This is a genomic window from Streptomyces diversicolor, assembly GCF_057537855.1.
This window is the reverse complement of the sequence record NZ_BAAJXA010000018.1, coordinates 72,066-89,596: the sequence shown is the minus strand read 5'-3', so window position 1 is coordinate 89,596 and position 17,531 is coordinate 72,066. Positions and strand designations below refer to the sequence as shown.

Sequence of the window (17,531 nt, the reverse complement as noted above, 5' to 3'; positions counted from 1 at the left end):
GCGGCCGACACGAGGAGAAGACACACCATGACCGCATCCGAGCCGCACGACGACAGCCGCAAACAGCCCCGGGTCCACTTCGACCGGCACGCCCCGAAGTACCGCGACCAGTTCGAGGCACAGACCCGTACCTTCCACGCGGGCTGCCCGCTCGCCTGGTCCGACACCTACGGCGGACACTGGGTCGCCGCCGGCAACCGTGAGCTGCTCGCCTTCGCCCGCGCCGGGCAGCGGCTCTCCAACGACCACGACGTACACGGGGAGCGCCGCGGCTACCAGGGCATCAGCATTCCCGCGCCGCAACGCGGCAGGGGCTTCCGCGGCGGCTTCCTGGAGATGGACCCGCCCGAGCAGCGTGCCTACCGCAACGCCCTCAACCCCTACCTCTCCCCGGCGGCCGTCACCCGCTGGATCCCGTTCGTCGACGAGGTCGTCCGTGCCTGCCTCGACGAGCGGATCGAGTCCGGCCGGATCGACTTCGTCGACGACCTCGCCAACATCGTCCCGGCCGTCTTCACCCTCGCCATGATGGGCATCCCGCTCGCGAAGTGGCAGCTGTACAGCGAGCCGGCCCACGCCGGCGTGTACACGCCGCCCCAGTCCCCGGACATGGCGCGTGTGGTCGAGGCACACATGGCCATGATCAAGGACATCGGCGCCGCCCTGCACGAGGTCCGCGCCCACCCGCGCCCCGGCCTCGTCAACGCGCTCGCCCGCATGGAGACGGACGGCGAACCCCCTTGCGAGGCGGACCTGATCGGTTCCCTCACCCTGCTGATCGGCGGTGGTTTCGACACCACCACCGCCCTGACCGCACACGCCTTGGAGTGGCTGTCCGAGCACCCCGCCGAACGGGCCCGGCTGAGCCGGGAGCGCGACACCCTGCTCGACACGGCCACCGAGGAATTCCTGCGGTACTTCACGCCGGCGCCGGGCGACGCGCGGACGGTCGCGGAGGACTGCGAGATCGCCGGAAAGGAGTTCAAGGAGGGCGACCGCATCTGGCTGTCGTGGGCGATGGCCAACCGCGACCCGGCCGTCTTCCCCGACCCCGACCGCGTCGACCTCGAACGCGGCGGCAACCGCCACACCGCCTTCGGCCTCGGCATCCACCGCTGCATCGGCTCCAACGTGGCCCGCACCGTCTTCAAGCGCATGCTGCTCCAGGTGCTCGACCGCATCCCGGACTTCGTCTGCGACCCCGAGGGCACCGTGCACTACGAGACCATCGGGGTCATCCAGGGCATGCGCCACCTGCCCGCCGCGTTCCCACCCGGCCCGCGCCTCGGCCCCGGTCTGGACGAGACGCTGACAATCCTCCAGCGGGCGTGCGACGAACAGGGACTGGCCGAGCCCGTGACGGTGCGCAAGGCGAAGGCGAACCTCCGTTGACCGCGCCCCACGCCGGGCCCGCCCGGCCGCAGCCCCAGCCGGACCAGGAGACCGAGTTCTTCTGGGCCTCCGGCCGCGACGGGCGGCTCCGTTTCCGGTCCTGCACCGACTGTTCCGCCCTGATCCATCCGCCCCAGCCGGTGTGCCGCCACTGCCGCGGCCACGACACCGCGATCCGCGAGGTGTCCGGCCGGGCGATCCTGATCGGCTTCACCGTCAACCACCGCTTCCCGCACCCCGGACTGCCCACGCCGTTCGTCGTCGCGCAGGTCGCGATCGAGGAGGACCCCCGGGTCCGCCTCACCACGAACGTCGTCGGCTGCGCGCCCGAGGACCTGCGCCTCGGCATGCTCATGGAGGTCGCCTTCGAGCAGGCCGGCGACACCTGGCTGCCACTGTTCCGCCCCGCGGCCGACCAGCCGGACCCGGCCCCGCTTCCGCGCGACGACCCGCCCCCCGAACGCCTGCGGGACCACGTCCGCCGCACACGGACGCACCGCAAGTTCGAGGACCGTGCCGTCATCAGCGGCGCCGGGGCCTCCCGCATCGGCCGCCGCCTCATGGTCCCGCCCCTGCACCTGACCGTGCAGGCATGCGAGAGGGCCGTCGCCGACGCGGGGCTCACCCTCGACGACATCGACGGCCTGTCGACCTACCCGGGCGGCGGCGCGTACGGCGGCTTCGCCGAGGGAGGCGTCACCGCGCTGGAGTCGGCGCTCGGCATCCGCCCCGTCTGGCACAACGGGGCAGGGGAGACCTTCGGACCCGGGGGCTCCGTGATCGCCGCCATGCTCGCGGTGGCCGGCGGCCTCGCCCGGCACGTGCTGTGCTTCCGCACCGTGTGGGAGGCGACGTACGCCGAACTCATCCGCCGGGGAAGGCTCCGACCACCCCAAGGGAGCACCGCCGACGGCTGGTTCAAGCCGTTCGGGGCCGTCTCGCCCGCGATCATGCTGGCGATGAACGCCCAGCGGCACATGCACCGCTACGGCACCACGCGCGAGACACTTGGCTGGATCGCCCTCAACCAGCGCGCCGGCGCCGCCCGCCACCCGGACGCGATCTACCGGGACCCGCTGACCATGGACGACTACCTGTCGGCCCGCCCGATCTCGACCCCCTTCGGCCTCTACGACTGCGACGTCCCCTGCGACGCCGCCACCGCCGTCGTCGTCTCCGCCGCCGAGACCGCACCCGACCTTCGCGAACCCCCGGTCCGCGTCGAGGCCGTCGGGACGCAGATCGTCGAACGCCCCGAGTGGGACCAGGCGACGCTCACCCACGAGCCCCAGGTACTCGGCCAGGCCGCGCACCTGTGGACCCGCACCGACCTGCGCCCCGCCGACGTGGACGTGGCCCTGCTCTACGACGGCTTCACCTTCAACTGCCTGTCCTGGATCGAGGCGCTCGGCTTCTGCGGCATCGGCGAGGCCCGCGACTTCCTGGACGGCGGCAAGAACATCGCCCGCGACGGGGTCCTCCCGCTCAACCCGCACGGCGGACAGCTCTCCCACGGCCGCACCCATGGCATGGGGCTGCTCCACGAGGCCGTCGTCCAGGTGCGCGGCGAGGCGGACGCCCGCCAGGTGCCGGACGCGCGCACGGCGGTGGTCTCCAGCGGCGGGCTCACCCCCAGCGGCGTACTCCTGCTCAGGACGGACGGATGACCTCGACCGAACCCGAACTCGCCACCGGCGTCCACCGGGAGGTGGCGGACGCGCACGGCGTCCCCGCCTCCGCGCTGGTCGCCGAGGCCGCCCGCCCCCGGGCCGTGATCGTGGCCCTGCACGGCGGGGCCACCACCTCAGCCTACTTCGACCACCCCGGCCATCCCCGGCTCTCCCTGCTGCGCACCGCCGCCGCGGCCGGCTTCACCGTCATCGCCCTCGACCGTCCCGGCTACGGCAGTTCGGCCGGACACGACGAGCACCTGCGGACCGTCGAACAGCGCACCGACTTCGCCTTCGCCGCCGTCGGCGCCCTCCTTGTGGACCGGGACGGCGGCCTCGGCGTGTTCCTCTGGGCGCACTCGGCCGGCTGCGAGCTGACCGTCCGGATGGCGAGTGATCCGCGCGGTGCCGGCCTGCTCGGCGTGGAACTCGCCGGCATGGGCCGCACCCACCACCCCAAGGTGCTCACCGCGATGGAGGAGTGGCGGCGCGACCCCGGCCGCACCCGGCCCAACCTGCGCGGCGCGCTGTGGGACCCGCCGCACGCCTACCCGCCCGACGTCTACGGCGGACGCGGCATCGGCGCCACCTCACCGTCGTACGAGGGACGCCGGGAGGACTGGCAGGACGAGTTCGCGCGGCTCGCCGCACGCGTGCAGGTCCCCGTCCACATCACCCTCGCCGAGTACGAGCAGGTGTGGACGAACGGCCCGGAGGGACTGGCCGACCTCGCCTCCATGTTCACCGGATCGCCCCGCCTGGTGCTGCACGAGCAGGCGGGCGCCGGCCACAACACCAGCGTCAGCCGTGCCGCCCTCGCCTACCACCTGCACGTCCTGGCCTTCGTCGAGGAGTGCGCGCTCGGCGTGCCGGCCCTGCCGTCGCAGCGGGGCCGGCGCGATGGGTGAGTCCGCGAGCGCCGCCCTGCTGGTCGTCCGGGTCGTGCTCGGCGTGGTCATGGCGGCCCACGGCTGGAACCACTGGCGCGGCGGGGGCGGCATCGCCGGCACGGCACGCTGGTTCGCCGGCCTCGGCCTGCGCCGCCCGCGCCTGCAGGCGTGGTGCAGCGTGGTCACGGAGATCGGCGCGGGAGTGCTGCTGGCGGCGGGCCTGTTCACCCCGCTGGCCTGCGCCGCCGTCCTGTCGGTGATGCTGGTCGCCGGGCTGCTCGCCCACCGCCCGCACGGCTTCTTCGTCTTCAAGGAGGGCTACGAGTACGTCCTCGTCCTGGGCGTGCTCGCGGTGGCACTCGGGGCCTGGGGACCCGGCAAGTACGCGCTCGACACGGCGGCGGACCTCGCCGTGACCGGATGGGCGGGCGCCGGCCTGGTGCTCGCGGTGGCCGTGCCGGCGACGGGCGGGCTGCTCGCCGCGTTCTGGCGGCCACGGGAGACGACGTGAGAGGACGACGTGACATGCGGGTCGGTTTCATCGGACTGGGCAGCCAGGGCGCGCCCATGGCACGGCGGATCATCGAGGCGCGGTACGAGACGACCCTGTGGGCACGCGGGTCCGCCACGCTCGCCCCGTTCGCGGACACCGCCGCGAAGACCGCGGGGTCGCCGGTCGAACTGGCCGCCGCCAGCGACGTGGTGTGCCTGTGCGTCGTGGACGACGCCGACGTCGAACAGCTGACCACCGGGCCGGACGGTGTCCTCGCGGGGCTGCGCCCGGGAGGGGTGCTCGTGGTGCACTCCACCGTTCACCCCGAGACCTGCCGCCGGCTGGAGGAGCGGGCCCGCGTCCAGCGGGTCGCCGTCCTGGACGCGCCGGTCAGCGGTGGCGGACGGGGCGCGGAGCAGGGGACCCTGCTCGTCATGGCGGGCGGCGATCCGCAGGTCTTCGCCTTCTGCCGACCGCTGTTCGCCACATACGGCGATCCCGTCGTCCATCTCGGGCCGACCGGCGCCGGACAGCTCGCCAAACTCCTCAACAACGTGCTGTTCACGGCTCAGTTGGGGCTGGCGGCGGACGCCCTCGCGCTCGGGGACCGGCTCGGTCTTGACTCCGCGGCGCTGGGCCGGATCCTGCCCCGCGGCAGCGCGGCGAGTTTCGCCCTGGAGCGGATCGTCGACGCGGGCGGCTCCCTGGAGCGCATCGCCGCGCACGCGGGCGGGCTGCTGGCCAAGGACGTGCGGCTCTTCACGGACATCGTCGAGACCGCCGCTTCGGGTGGCGAGCGGCGACCGGGCCCGGTGCAGGAAGCGGCCCGCTCCACCCTGGACGCGATGAGCCGGTGAGGCCCGGCGCCGCGGCGGGCACCTCCCTTGTGTCCGCTCGGGCACTCGCCGAACGGTGTCGGAAACAGTATTCTCCTCATCGAGAGTATCGTTATCGTTCGTCTCGCCGAGTCCTGTGCCCTCCCGCGAGCAGACACGGAGGTTCCCCGCATGGCCCCTGTCCTCACCGTCACGCCCACGCCACCCGGACCAGGCGACGGGGCGGCCGGCTGATGGCGCCGCGGGACAGGGCGCGGCGGCCACCCGTACTGCTTCGGGCGGCACGGCTGCTCGACATCGACAAGGGCGAACTCGTCGAACCGGGCGCACTGCTGGTGACCGGCGAGCACATCACCGAGGTGGGACGGCCGAGCCGGCTCCCCGAGGACACGGTGGTACGCGACCTCGGTGACGTCACCCTGATGCCCGGCCTGATGGACATGGAGGTCAACCTCTTCCTCGGCGGTCCCGACCACCGCAGCCCGCTCATCCCGGTGCAGGAGGACCCGGCCGTGCGGACCCTGCGCGCGGCGGCCAACGCCCGCCGGACCCTCAGACGCGGCTACACCACCGTGCGCAACCTCGGCCTGTTCGTGCAGACGGGCGGCGTCCTCCTCGACGTCGCGCTGAAGAAGGCCATCGACCTCGGCTGGGTCGAAGGCCCGCGCGTGGTGCCCGCCGGGCATGCCATCGCACCGACCGGAGGACACCTCGACCCGACCATGTTCCAGGCGTTCGCCCCGGGCGTGCTGCCGCTCACCGTGGAGGAGGGCATCGCCGACGGCGTGGCCGAAGTGCGCAAGGCGGTCCGCTACCAGATCAAGTACGGCGCACGGGTCGTCAAGGTGTGCGCGTCCAACGGGGTCATGTCGCACACCGGTCCGGCGGGCGCCCAGCAGTACTCGGACGAGGAACTGCGCGCCATCGTGGACGAGGCCCACCGCGCGGGCGTGAAGGTCGCCGCGCACTGCATGGGCGACTCCGCGATCCGGGCCGCGGTGCAGGCCGGCGTCGACTGCATCGAGCACGGCTTCCTGGCGAGCGACGCCACCCTCGACCTGATGGTGGAGCGCGGCACCTTCCTGGTCGCCACCACCTCCCTGACGGAGGGGATGGACACCGAGCACGCCGATCCCGCCCTCAGGGCGAAGGCGGCCGATGTCTTCCCGCGTGCCCGTGAGTCCACGGCCCGCGCGATCCGGCGCGGTGTGAAGGTCGCCCTCGGCACCGACGCCCCCGCGATCCCGCATGGCAGGGGAGCGCTGGAGCTGCGCGCCCTGGTGGACCGCGGCATGCGGCCCGTGCAGGCGCTGCGCGCGGCCACCACGGTCGCCGCCGACCTGATCGACGCCCACGACCGGGGACGCCTGGAGCCCGGTCTCCTCGCGGATGTCGTCGCCGTGCCCGCAGACCCGCTCGCCGACGTCTGCGTCACGGAGCGGGTGACCTTCGTGATGAAGGGCGGTCAGGTGTACCGCGACGACACACCGGAGCCCTGACCCCACGACCACCCGGTCGGCCGAGTCGGGCCCGCGGGCCGGCCGCGACCCCGCCCCACGGCGGTGCGGGGCCCGCGGACCGCACCGGTGCCGGCGCCGACCATCGCACGCAGCGCGGTCTCCCGGCACCGACCGGGTGTTCCCACCGCCGCCCCGAGCCGCGAAGAAGGAGTCCCACGAGATGTACGACTACGTGATCGCGGGCGCCGGATCGGCCGGCTGTGTGCTGGCCGAACGGCTCTCACGCGACCCCGGTGTCCGGGTGCTGCTCGCCGAGGCGGGCGGCCCCGGCCGCCACCCCTGTCTGCGCATTCCCAAGGGCGTCGGGAAGCTCTTCGGTGACCCGTCCTACTCCTGGCACTACCGCACGCGCCCGGTACGGCCCGGCGGGAACCCGGACATGTGGGTGCGCGGCAAGGTGCTCGGCGGATCGAGTTCCGTCAACGGCATGGTCTACAACCGCGGCACCCCCGCCGACTGGGACGGCCTGGAGGCACTGGGCAACCCCGGATGGGGCTGGGACTCGGTCCTGCCCGCCTTCCGCGCCATCGAGAACCATGCCCTGGGCGCCTCGCCCACCCGGGGTGCCGGCGGCCCCCTGTACGTCTCCACCGTCCGCGACCCGGACCCCCTGTGCGACGAACTGATCGCCACCGGCGAGGCGTTCGGGCTGCGGGCGGTGCCCGACGTCAACGAGCACGACGGTGAGCGCATCGGATACGCCATGGCCACCATCAAGGCCGGTCAGCGTTTCAGCGCCGCCCGCGCCTTCCTTGGCCCCGCGCGCTCCCGCCGGAACCTGGTCATCGCCGCGCACACCGTCGTCACCCACGTGCTGTTCGACGGGGACAAGGCGACCGGCGTACGCGTGCGCACCGCCGGCGGGTCGAGTGAGGAGATCCGCGCCCGGCGCGAGGTGATCCTCAGCCTCGGCAGCCTGGGCACGCCCAAGCTGCTCCAGCTGTCCGGCATCGGTCCGGCCGAGGTCCTGCGCGCCGCGGGCGTGGACGTACGCCTCGACCGTCCGATGGTGGGAGCCAGGCTGCGCGAGCACCGCTGCCTGGCGCTGCGGTTGCGCCTGAACGCCCCGCTCGGCGCCAACCGGCAGCTGGCCGGCTCCTTCGCCCAGGCCCGCACCGGCGCCGCCTATCTGCTCACCCGCAAGGGCCCGCTGGCCAGGCCCGCCTACGACGTGATGGCCTTCGTCAAGTCCCGTCCCGACGCCGAACGCCCCGACGCCGAGGTGCTGCTGGCGCCCTGGTCCCTGAGCGCGCTCAACCCGGGCAAGCCCGCGGAGGTGGAGCGCGAGCCGGGGATGTCGGCGTGTGCGATGGTGCTGCGCCCCACCTCGGAGGGGTCCTTGGCCATCACCTCGGCCGACCCCGACGCCGCCCCGGACATCGACCCCGGCTATTTCTCCTCGGCGCACGACCGGAAGGTGGCCGGGGACCTGTTCCGGCGGCTGCGCGACTACTTCGCCACCGACCCCATCGCCTCCCGCGTCCGGCGCGAGACCTTCCCCGGCCCGGCCGTCGCCTCCGACTCCGAGGAGGACGTCGTGCGGTCGGCCCTCGACGGGGGTTACTGCGGCTTCCACGCCGTCGGCACCTGCGCGATGGGCTCCGCGCCGGAGAATGTGATCGACCCGGAGCTGCGGGTGCGGGGCGTGCACAACCTGCGGGTGGTCGACGCGTCCGTGCTGCCGGTGATGGTCGCGGGCAATCTCAACGGGCCGGTGATGGCGATGGCCTGGCGGGCCGCGGAGTCCCTCCTCGGCGACAGGTGAGGACCGGCGCGGGCGTGCGGGCCCCCGGCCGGCCGTCGGCACAGCGGTTTCAGACGTCCGAGGAACTGAACGACGCCGACCTGTGCCGCGACGTCAGGAACGCCGCCGCGGCGCCCAGCGCCCTCCGTCCCAGCGCCGGCAGATCCTCGTAGACGCGCAGGTCCACGGCGACCCCGGAGTGCGCGGCCCGGGTGGCGAACGACAAGGTGTCGTCCAGCAGTACCTCCGTGCCCGCCGCGTGCAGTTGCACCGGGGGCAGGCCGTGCAGGTTGCCATGCAGCGGGCTGAGCAGCGGATGGTCGCGCGGGGTGGTTCCCGCGTACGCCGCCGCCCGCGCGGGGAGCGACTGGGCGTCCATCGCGCGGTCGGCCACCGCGTTGAGCAGCAGGCTCGGCGCGTCGAGGGTGAGGTCGAGCACCGGGGACGTCAGCACCGCGCAGGTCGGAAGCGGTGCGCCCGCGTCCCGCAGGCGCAGCAGCAGCCCGGCCGCGAGAGCGCCGCCGAGCCGTTTGCCGGCCACCGCCACCGGCCCCCGGTCGTGGCAGTGCTCCCAGGCGGCGTACACGTCCTCCAGCGCCCGCGGGAAGCGAGGGCGGTACCGCGCGCACACCACCGCCCGGCCGGTGAGCCGGGCAAGCTCCCGGGCGGTCGGCAGAGCGTCCTGCGGGGTGCCCGCCAGCCGCGGATCGCCGTGCACGTACAGCACGGTCTGCTCGGCCGCGGCACCCCGAGGCAGTACCTCGGGCCCGAACGGCCCTTCCTCCACACGGACCTCACTTGCCACGGGGCATCACCTTCTGCGCCGCCTCCCAGTGTTCCTGCGACACCCACAGCCGGGCGAAGGCCGCGGCGGCCTCCTGGGGCGAACGGACGCGCGTCGTCAGGTGCTTGATCTCGCGTCCCTGGCGCGTCGCGAGAGACCGCGCCACCGCCCGCCAGCCCCGCTCGAACTCCGCACGCGGCAGCACCAGGTCGACCAGTCCCGCCCGCTCCGCGTCGGCGGCGTCCAGCACCCGGCCGGTCCCCGCCAGCAGCAGGGCCCGCCCCGGTCCCACCAGCCGGGCCAGCCGCTCGGCCCCGCCCCAGGCCGGCACGATCGCCAGCTTCGTCTGGTTGAAACCGATGCGGACGTCGTCCGCCGCCACCCGCAGGTCCGCCGCGACGGCGACCTCCGCCCCGCCGCCCAGCGCGTGCCCGTTCAGCGCGGCCACCACCGGGCCGGGGAAGGCGGCGATCCGGTCGCACAGTGCCCGCATCCGCAGCGCCATCGCGGACGCCTCCGACTCCGTACGGAGCTTGGACAGCTCCTTCAGGTCACCCCCGGACACGAACGCCCGGTCGCCCGATCCCGTCACCGCGAGCGCCGCCGCGCCGTCGGCCGCGTCCAGTGCCTTCCCCAGTTCCTCCATGGTGTCGAGGTCGAGGGCGTTGCGGGCGTGCGGGCGGTCGATCGTGACGACGGCCAGGCCGTCCTCAAGCTCCAGGTCAACCATGCGCGGCCTTCCGGTCGTCGGGCTTGACGGTTCAGTCCTCGTACACCACGGTCACCTCGGCGCAGGCCGGCTCGGCCTGGCAGGTGAGCACCCAGCCCTCCGCCACCTCGTCGGCGTCCAGGGCGTTGTTCACCCGCATCTTGGCCTCGCCGGCCGTCAGTTGGGCCATGCAGGTGGCGCAGTCCCCGGACTCGCAGGAGAAGGGCGGGCTGAACCCCGCCCGGCGTGCGGTCTGCAGCAGCGTCTCGCCCGGCCGCTGCGGGACGGTACGGCGCTGTCCGCGCAGGACGACGGTGACCGTGCCGGGCGGGGGAGCGGGTGTGCCGGCCGGCGGGGGCGCCGTGAGCGGTGTGGAGGATGCCGGTGACGCCGGCGTGAAGCGCTCGACGATGATCTGCTCGGGGCTCACCCCCGCCCCGGCGAGCGTCCGCCGCACCAGATCCATGAACGGGGCCGGCCCGCACACATAGAAGTCGGTGTCCCGGGGCCGCTCGCCCACCAGGGCGCGGATCTCGTCCCCGGTGACCAGTCCGTCCCGGTCGTCCAGGTGATGGCGCACCTCGAACCGCCCGCAGTAGCGGACGGCGAGCGCGTCCAGGGCCGCGGAGAAGATGGCGGCCTCGCGCCTTTGATGGGCCGTCAGTATCCGGACGGACCGGGAGGTGGTGACCAGCGCGCTCTTGACGAGGGAGAACACGGGGGTGATGCCGCTGCCGCCGGCGAAGGCGACGAGCGCCCGTTGCCCGCCCTCCTCACGCAGGCAGAACGCTCCGGCGGGACGGGTCGCATACAGGGTGTCGCCCGGCTTCAGTTCCTTGTGCATCCACTCCGAGACGAGCCCGCCGGGCACCCGCTTGACGGTCACGCGCACCTCGCCGTCGGTGTCGGGGCAACTCGACATCGAGTAGCTGCGCAGGGCTCCGCGGGCCTTGAACGTCAGGAACTGCCCGGCACGGTAGGGGAAGGGAACGTCCAGGGCGAAGGTGCGCACATCCGGCGCCTCGTCGAAGACCCGGGTGATCCGTACCGGATGGAAGCCGTGGTCGCGTGCCATGTATGGAACTTACCTTCTCGTCATGGGAGAGTGCAATTCTCGTAACGCTCATCGCGTGGAGAGGAGTGCCCCAGGCATGTCGACGTTTTCCTCCGCCGCACTGCGGACCGTTCCGTCCGACCTGGTCACCCGCTACGAGGAGGCCGGCTGGTGGACGCGTGAGACCATCGGGGACCTGCTGGCGGGCGGACTGGCCAAGTCGGGGGACGTGGAATTCCGCGTGCACTCCGCTGCCCGGCCGTGGTCCGGGACGTTCGCCGAGGTGGAGCTGGCCGCCCGGCGCCTGGCAGCGGGGCTGCGCGAGCGCGGGGTCGGACCCGGTGACGTGGTGGTCATGCAACTGCCCAACTGGATGGAGGCCGCCGCCGTGTTCTGGGCCTCGGCCTTCCTGGGTGCCGTGGTGGTCCCCGTCGTGCACTTCTACGCAAGGAAGGAGGTCGCCTACATACTCGAAGCGACCCGTCCGAAGGCGTTCTTCGCCGCCGAGCGCTTCGGACGGCAGGAGTTCCACCCGGACCTGTGCGCACAGGTGCCGGTCGTCGGGGTCGTGGGCCGTGACTTCGACGGCCTGCTCGCCGACGAGCCGATGCCCGGCGTGCTCCCGGTCGACCCGGGCGCGCCCGCGCTGATCGCCTTCACCTCCGGTACCACCCGGGACCCGAAGGGCGTGGTGCACAGCCACCGCACGCTGGGCTACGAGACGCGGCAGCTCGCCGCCTCCTACCCGCCCGACCGCGGACGCCAGTTCACCGTCGCGCCGGTCGGCCACTTCATCGGGATGGTGAACGCCTTCCTGATCCCCGTCCTCGACGGATCGCCCGTCAACCTGGGCGACACCTGGAACCCCGCCCAGGCGCTGGCCCTCATGCGCGGCGAGGGCCTGACCGTCGGGGGCGGGGCGACGTACTACATGACCAGCCTGCTCGACCACCCCGACTGCACCCCCGAGCACATCGCCCGCCTGAAGTACGCCGGCCTCGGCGGCGCGGCCGTGCCCTCGGCCATGACGACCCGGCTGGAGTCCCTGGGGATCAGCGTGTTCCGCGCGTACGGCTCCACCGAGCATCCGTCCGTCACCTGCACCCCGTACGACGGTCCCGCCGGCAAACGCCTGCACACCGACGGCATCCCCCTGCCCGGTGTCGAGCTGCGCCTCGCCGGGGACGGCGAGATCCTCACCCGCGGCCCCGACCTGTGCCTCGGCTACACCGATCCCGACCTGACCCGGGCCTCGTTCGACGCCGACGGCTGGTACCGCACCGGTGACATCGGCACGCTCGACGCCGACGGCTGGCTGACGATCACCGACCGCAAGGCGGACGTGATCATCCGCGGCGGGGAGAACATCGGTGCCCTGGAGGTCGAGGAGATCCTGCTCGGCCTGCCCGGGGTGGCGGAGGCCGCCGTGGTCGCCGTACCCGATCCGGGGCTCGGTGAGCGCGCCGCCGCCGTGCTGCGCATGCGGCACGGGTGGCGGACTCCGGGTCTGGCCGAGCTGCGGCTGCACCTCGAACGGGCCGGCCTGGCACGGCAGAAGTGGCCCGAGCAGATCCACGCCGTGGACGACTTTCCGCGCACTCCCAGCGGCAAGGTGAAGAAGTTCGCCCTCCGCAGCCACATTGCCACTCCCGCCCAGTGAGAATACGATTCTCTAAATGAGCGAAGGAGGATCTTCATGCCGTCCCGCGAACTCGCGTATCCCCTCTTCGACGCGGACAACCACCTCTACGAGACCAGGGAGGCGCTGACCAAGTACCTCCCGAAGGAATACGACGGGGCCATCGAGTACGTGACCGTCCGCGACCGCACCAAGATCGCGATACGCGGGCATATCAGCGAGTACATCCCGAACCCCACCTTCGACGTGGTCGCCCGTCCCGGCGCCATGGAGGAGTACTTCAAGGTCGGCAACCCCGACGGCAAGACCCGCCGGGAGATCTTCGGCGAGCCGATGCACTCCATCCCCGCCTTCCGCGAGCCCGGCCCGCGCCTGGAGCTCATGGACCGGCTGGGGGTGCAGCGCAGCCTGATGTTCCCGACGCTGGCGAGCCTCATCGAGGAACGCATGAAGGACGACCCGGAGCTGATCCACGCGGTCGTCCACTCCCTCAACCAGTGGCTGCACGAGACCTGGGGCTTCACCTACAAGGACCGCATCTTCACGGTCCCCGTCGTCAGCCTCCCCATCGTCGAGAAGGCGATCGACGAGCTGATCTGGGTGGTCGAGCGAGGAGCGCGGGCGATCCTCGTCCGGCCCGCCCCCGTACCCGGCTACGGCGGCACCAGGTCCTTCGCCCTGCCGGAGTTCGACCCGTTCTGGAGGCGGGTCGTCCAGACCGGCGTCCTGGTCGCCCTGCACTCCTCCGACTCCGGGTACGCGAACTACGCCAACGACTGGGAGGGCAGGCGGCGCGAGTTCCTGCCGTTCAAGCCCAACGCCTTCCGCCAGGTCCACGAGTGGCGGCCCATCGAGGACGCGGTCACCTCCCTGGTCTGCCACGGGGCGCTCTCCCGCTTCCCCGAGCTGAAGATCGCGGTCATCGAGAACGGCGCCTCCTGGGTGGAGCCGGTCCTCGGCCGGCTGGCCGACGTGTACAAGAAGATGCCGCACGAGTTCCAGGAGGACCCGGTCCAGGTCCTGCGGCGGAACATCCACATCAGCCCGTTCTGGGAGGAGGACATGGCCCGGCTCGGCGACGTCATCGGCATCGAGCGCGTCCTGTTCGGCTCCGACTACCCCCACCCGGAGGGTCTCGCCGACCCCGTCACGTACGTCGACCACCTCGCCGGGCTCAGCGAGGAGGACAAGGCGAAGGTGATGGGCGGCAACCTGGCCCGGCTGATCGACGCATGACCACCACCGGTCGTTGGCGCAGCATTCCCCACCTGGTCCGGGACGCGGCCGACCGGTTCGGCGACGCCGAGGCCGTGGTCGACGGCGAACTGCGCCTGACCTTCACCGAGCTGGCCGACCGGGTCCGGCGCACCGCGGGGGCGTTCGCCTCGGCGGGCGTCGGCCCGGGGGACCGGGTCGCACTGTGGGCGCCCAACTCGGCCGAGTGGATCGTCGCCGCCTTCGGGCTGCTGACCGCCGGCGGGGTACTGGTCCCGGTGAACACCCGGTTCCGTGAGGAAGAGGCGCACGACATCGTCGAACGCAGCGGCGCCAAGGCGCTGCTGGTCCAGAACGGCTTCCTGGACCGGGAGTTCACCGCACCGCCCGGCGTGCCCGTCATCGACCTGGGCAAGGACGGGTTCCTCGGCTCCGGGAAGCCGCTGGAGCGGGAGGTCGGCGAGGACGACCTGGCCGACATCGTCTACACCTCCGGGACGACGGGCCGCCCCAAGGGCGTGATGACCACGCATGGGCAGACCCTCAGGCTGTACGCGCAATGGTGTGACCTGGCCCAGCTCCGGCAGGGCGACCGGTATCTGATGGTCAACCCGTTCTTCCACATCTTCGGCTACAAGGCGGGACTGGTCGCCTCCCTGATCCGGGGTGCGACCGCGCTTCCGCTCGCGGTCTTCGACGCGGACCGCGTCCTGGAACTGGTGGAGAAGGAACGGGTGACCGTCCTGCCGGGCCCCCCGACCCTCTACCACAGCCTGCTGGAGGCCGACGGAGGCCGGGACCTGTCGTCGCTGCGCGTCGCGGTGACCGGCTCCGCCGACATCCCCGTGGAACTGGTACGCCGGATCACCACGGAACTGCCGTTCAGTCATCTGATGACCGGTTACGGCCTCACCGAGGCCGGCACCGTGACGGCGTCCCGGCCCGGTGACCCGTACGAAGCGGTCGCGACGACCGTCGGCAGGCCCTGCGACGGCTTCGAGGTGCGTATCGCCGACGACCAGGAGGTCCTGGTACGGGGCTACTTTGTGATGCGCGGCTACCTCGACGATCCCGGGGCCACCGCCGAGGCCGTCGACGCGGACGGCTGGCTGCACACCGGCGACCTCGGAGAACTGGACGCGGAAGGCCGGTTGAGGATCGTCGGCCGCAAGAAGGACATGTTCATCGTCGGGGGCTTCAACGCCTACCCCGCCGAGATCGAGGGCTTCCTGCTGAAGCACCCGGCCGTCGCCCAGGTCGCCGTCGTCGGCGTGCCCGACACACGGATGGGCCAGGTCGGCAAGGCGTTCGTGGTGCGGCGCGCCGAGGTGACGGAGGCCGAGCTGATCGCGTGGGCCAAGGAGCGGATGGCCGGTTTCAAGGTGCCCCGCCACGTCGAGTTCCGCGCCGGGCTGCCGCTCACCGCGACCGGCAAGGTGCTGAAGGCCCGACTGCGCTGACCGTCCGCGGCCGGCCGCCCGACGTCCCGAGCGAACGCCGGGCCGGGTTCGCGCCCCACACGCCCGACGACCTCGCGGGCGCAAGCCCAAGGCCGCCCCATCCACCCGAGGACGACGCCCCGCCATGACCGATGACATCCGCACCGCATCCGGAATCCCGCTGAAGCCCGTCTACGGTCCCCTCGACCGCCCCGCGGACCCGCCGCCTCCCGGCGTGTTCCCCTTCACCCGCGGCAACTACCCCACGGGCTACCGGGGCCGCACCTGGACGCTGCGCCAGTACTCCGGCTTCGGCACCCCCGAAGAGTCAAACCGCCGCTATCGTTACCTCCTCGGCCAGGGCGGCACCGGCCTGTCGGTCGCGCTCGACCTGCCCACGCAATGCGGATACGACTCCGACGACCCGGAGTACGCCGACGAGGTCGGTCGCGTCGGCGTCGCCCTCGACACCCTCGCCGACGCCGAGATCCTCTTCGACTCCATCCCCCTGGACCTGATCAGCACCAGCTTCACCATCAACGGCACGGCCGCGATCCTGCTCGCCTTCTATGTCGCCGCCGCCGAGAGACGCGGCATCCCGCGCGCGAAACTGACCGGCACCATCCAGAACGACGTGCTCAAGGAGTACGCCTCCCGCGGCACCTGGATCTGGCCGCCCGAGCCGTCACTGCGTCTTATCGCGGACACCATCGAGTTCTGCGCCGCCGAGGTGCCCCGCTTCAACGCCATCTCCGTCGCCGGGGCGCACTTTCGGGACGCGGGCGCCAACGCCGTGCAGGAGATGGCGTTCACCCTGGCCGACGGGGTGACGTACTGCGAGACGGTCCTCGCACGCGGGCGCATGACCATCGACGAGTTCGCCCCGCAGATCTCCTTCTTCTTCTACACGCACGGCGATTTCTTCGAGGAGGTCGCCAAGTACCGCGCCGGGCGCAGGCGCTGGGCCACCCTCGTGCGGGAGCGGTTCGGCGCGACGACCGACCGGGCGAGCATGTTCCGCTTCGGCTGCGTGGCCGGCGGGGCCTCGCTGTACGCGCCGCAGGCCCGCAACAACACCGTCCGCGTCGCCTACGAAGCGCTCGCCTCCGTCCTCGGCGGCGTGCAGTCGATGTTCACCGCCGCCTGGGACGAGCCGTTCGCCCTGCCCAGCGAGGAGTCGGCGACGCTCGCCCTGCGCACCCAGCAGATCCTCGCCCACGAGACGGGCGTGACCCGGGTGGCCGACCCACTGGGCGGCTCGTACTTCGTGGAGGCCCTCACCGACGTCACCGAGGAGCGCATCGAGCGGATCATGGCCGACCTGGAGGCGCACGGCGGCATGGTCCGCTGCATCGAGGACGGCTACCTCCAGAGCCTCATCGCCGACGAGGCGTGGCGGCTGCACCAGGACGTCGACAGCGGGCAGCGCCCGGTCGTCGGCGTCAACCGCTTCACCGCCGAGGAGCCCCCGCCCGACCTCGCCACCTACGAACTCGACGCCGAGGGACGCAAACGGCAGCTGAAGCGGCTCGCGCGGGTCAAGGCCGAGCGCAGCGCCGCCGACGTCCGCGCCCGCCTCGTCGGCCTGAAACGCGCCGCCGAAGGAGACAGCAACCTCATGGCCCCCCTGATCGACTGTGCCAACGCCTACTGCACGGTGGGCGAGACGGCCGGCGCCCTGCGCGAGGTGTGGGGCGAGTTCCGGCAGCCGGTGGTGTTCTGATGACGCCGCCGGTACGAGTCCTCGTCGCCAAGCCCGGACTCGACGGGCACGACCGCGGGGCGAAACTCGTCGCGCGCACACTGCGGGACGCCGGGTTCGAGGTGGTGTTCACCGGCATCCGCCGCCGCGTTGACGACATCGCAGCCACCGCCGTACAGGAGGACGTCGCCCTGGTCGGGCTGTCCGTCCTGTCCGGCGCCCATCTCGCGCTGACCCGCCGCACGGTGGAGGCGCTGCGCGCGGCCGGCGCGGACGGCATCCCCGTCGTGGTCGGCGGCACCATCCCGGCCGCGGACGTGGAGCGGCTGTACGAGGCCGGGGCCGCCGCCGTGTTCCCCACGGGTACGGCACTGGACGCCATCGTGGCGGACGTCCGCGCCCTGACCGCCGCTTCCCAGGCCCTTTCGATCCTGGAGGACTGAC

Annotated in this window: 15 protein-coding genes; 12 read left to right on the top strand and 3 right to left on the bottom strand. The window is 72.6% G+C overall.

The features are described from left to right. Positions 1 to 27 precede the first annotated feature (27 nt). The 7 genes from AC27LF_RS22365 (at position 28) to AC27LF_RS22335 (ending at position 8,566) form a co-directional block, all read left to right on the top strand. Positions 28 to 1,392, top strand: coding sequence for a cytochrome P450 (locus AC27LF_RS22365; RefSeq protein ID WP_479662881.1), 1,365 nt, complete (start codon positions 28 to 30; stop codon positions 1,390 to 1,392). Then, the gene (locus AC27LF_RS22360; protein WP_479662880.1) at positions 1,389 to 3,059 is read left to right on the top strand and encodes a thiolase C-terminal domain-containing protein; all 1,671 of its coding nucleotides are present in this window, start codon (positions 1,389 to 1,391) and stop codon (positions 3,057 to 3,059) included. The genes AC27LF_RS22365 and AC27LF_RS22360 overlap by 4 nt, the downstream gene beginning before the upstream one ends. After that, on the top strand, positions 3,056 to 3,970 hold the full coding sequence (locus AC27LF_RS22355; protein WP_479662879.1) for an alpha/beta hydrolase: 915 nt from the start codon (positions 3,056 to 3,058) through the stop codon (positions 3,968 to 3,970). Before AC27LF_RS22360 ends, AC27LF_RS22355 begins: the two co-directional genes overlap by 4 nt. Then, entirely contained in the window at positions 3,963 to 4,463 is a 501-nt protein-coding gene (locus tag AC27LF_RS22350) for a DoxX family protein (protein WP_479662878.1), read from the top strand. Before AC27LF_RS22355 ends, AC27LF_RS22350 begins: the two co-directional genes overlap by 8 nt. After that, on the top strand, positions 4,460 to 5,302 hold the full coding sequence (locus AC27LF_RS22345) for an NAD(P)-dependent oxidoreductase (RefSeq protein WP_479662877.1): 843 nt from the start codon (positions 4,460 to 4,462) through the stop codon (positions 5,300 to 5,302). The genes AC27LF_RS22350 and AC27LF_RS22345 overlap by 4 nt, the downstream gene beginning before the upstream one ends. A gap of 212 nt (positions 5,303 to 5,514) precedes the next feature. After that, positions 5,515 to 6,780 carry a metal-dependent hydrolase family protein gene (locus AC27LF_RS22340; protein WP_479662876.1) on the top strand — a complete coding sequence of 422 codons (1,266 nt, stop codon included), beginning with the start codon at positions 5,515 to 5,517 and terminating at the stop codon, positions 6,778 to 6,780. 181 nt (positions 6,781 to 6,961) lie between these two features. Then, positions 6,962 to 8,566 carry a GMC family oxidoreductase gene (locus AC27LF_RS22335; RefSeq protein ID WP_479662875.1) on the top strand — a complete coding sequence of 535 codons (1,605 nt, stop codon included), beginning with the start codon at positions 6,962 to 6,964 and terminating at the stop codon, positions 8,564 to 8,566. 49 nt (positions 8,567 to 8,615) lie between these two features. Here the strand turns inward: AC27LF_RS22335 and AC27LF_RS22330 are convergent, their stop codons facing one another. From AC27LF_RS22330 to AC27LF_RS22320, 3 genes are read right to left on the bottom strand one after another with little or no spacing between them, the layout of a single operon-like run. After that, positions 8,616 to 9,350 carry an alpha/beta hydrolase fold domain-containing protein gene (locus tag AC27LF_RS22330; RefSeq protein ID WP_479662874.1) on the bottom strand — a complete coding sequence of 245 codons (735 nt, stop codon included), beginning with the start codon at positions 9,348 to 9,350 and terminating at the stop codon, positions 8,616 to 8,618. Continuing rightward, positions 9,340 to 10,059 carry an enoyl-CoA hydratase/isomerase family protein gene (locus tag AC27LF_RS22325; RefSeq protein WP_479662873.1) on the bottom strand — a complete coding sequence of 240 codons (720 nt, stop codon included), beginning with the start codon at positions 10,057 to 10,059 and terminating at the stop codon, positions 9,340 to 9,342. Before AC27LF_RS22325 ends, AC27LF_RS22330 begins: the two co-directional genes overlap by 11 nt. 31 nt (positions 10,060 to 10,090) lie before the next feature. After that, entirely contained in the window at positions 10,091 to 11,113 is a 1,023-nt protein-coding gene (locus AC27LF_RS22320; RefSeq protein WP_479662872.1) for a 2Fe-2S iron-sulfur cluster-binding protein, read from the bottom strand. Between the two features lie 76 nt (positions 11,114 to 11,189). Between AC27LF_RS22320 and AC27LF_RS22315 the strand changes: the two genes are divergently transcribed. The 5 genes from AC27LF_RS22315 (at position 11,190) to AC27LF_RS22295 (ending at position 17,530) form a co-directional block, all read left to right on the top strand. Then, positions 11,190 to 12,752 carry an AMP-binding protein gene (locus tag AC27LF_RS22315; protein ID WP_479662871.1) on the top strand — a complete coding sequence of 521 codons (1,563 nt, stop codon included), beginning with the start codon at positions 11,190 to 11,192 and terminating at the stop codon, positions 12,750 to 12,752. A 36-nt stretch (positions 12,753 to 12,788) separates the two neighbouring features. After that, positions 12,789 to 13,967 carry an amidohydrolase family protein gene (locus tag AC27LF_RS22310; protein ID WP_479662870.1) on the top strand — a complete coding sequence of 393 codons (1,179 nt, stop codon included), beginning with the start codon at positions 12,789 to 12,791 and terminating at the stop codon, positions 13,965 to 13,967. Continuing rightward, the gene (locus AC27LF_RS22305; protein WP_479662869.1) at positions 13,964 to 15,406 is read left to right on the top strand and encodes a FadD3 family acyl-CoA ligase; all 1,443 of its coding nucleotides are present in this window, start codon (positions 13,964 to 13,966) and stop codon (positions 15,404 to 15,406) included. The genes AC27LF_RS22310 and AC27LF_RS22305 overlap by 4 nt, the downstream gene beginning before the upstream one ends. 124 nt (positions 15,407 to 15,530) lie before the next feature. Next, entirely contained in the window at positions 15,531 to 17,108 is a 1,578-nt protein-coding gene (locus AC27LF_RS22300) for a methylmalonyl-CoA mutase family protein (RefSeq protein WP_479662868.1), read from the top strand. Next, positions 17,108 to 17,530, top strand: coding sequence for a cobalamin B12-binding domain-containing protein (locus AC27LF_RS22295; RefSeq protein ID WP_479662867.1), 423 nt, complete (start codon positions 17,108 to 17,110; stop codon positions 17,528 to 17,530). The genes AC27LF_RS22300 and AC27LF_RS22295 overlap by 1 nt, the downstream gene beginning before the upstream one ends. The last annotated feature ends 1 nt before the right edge of the window (position 17,531 follow it).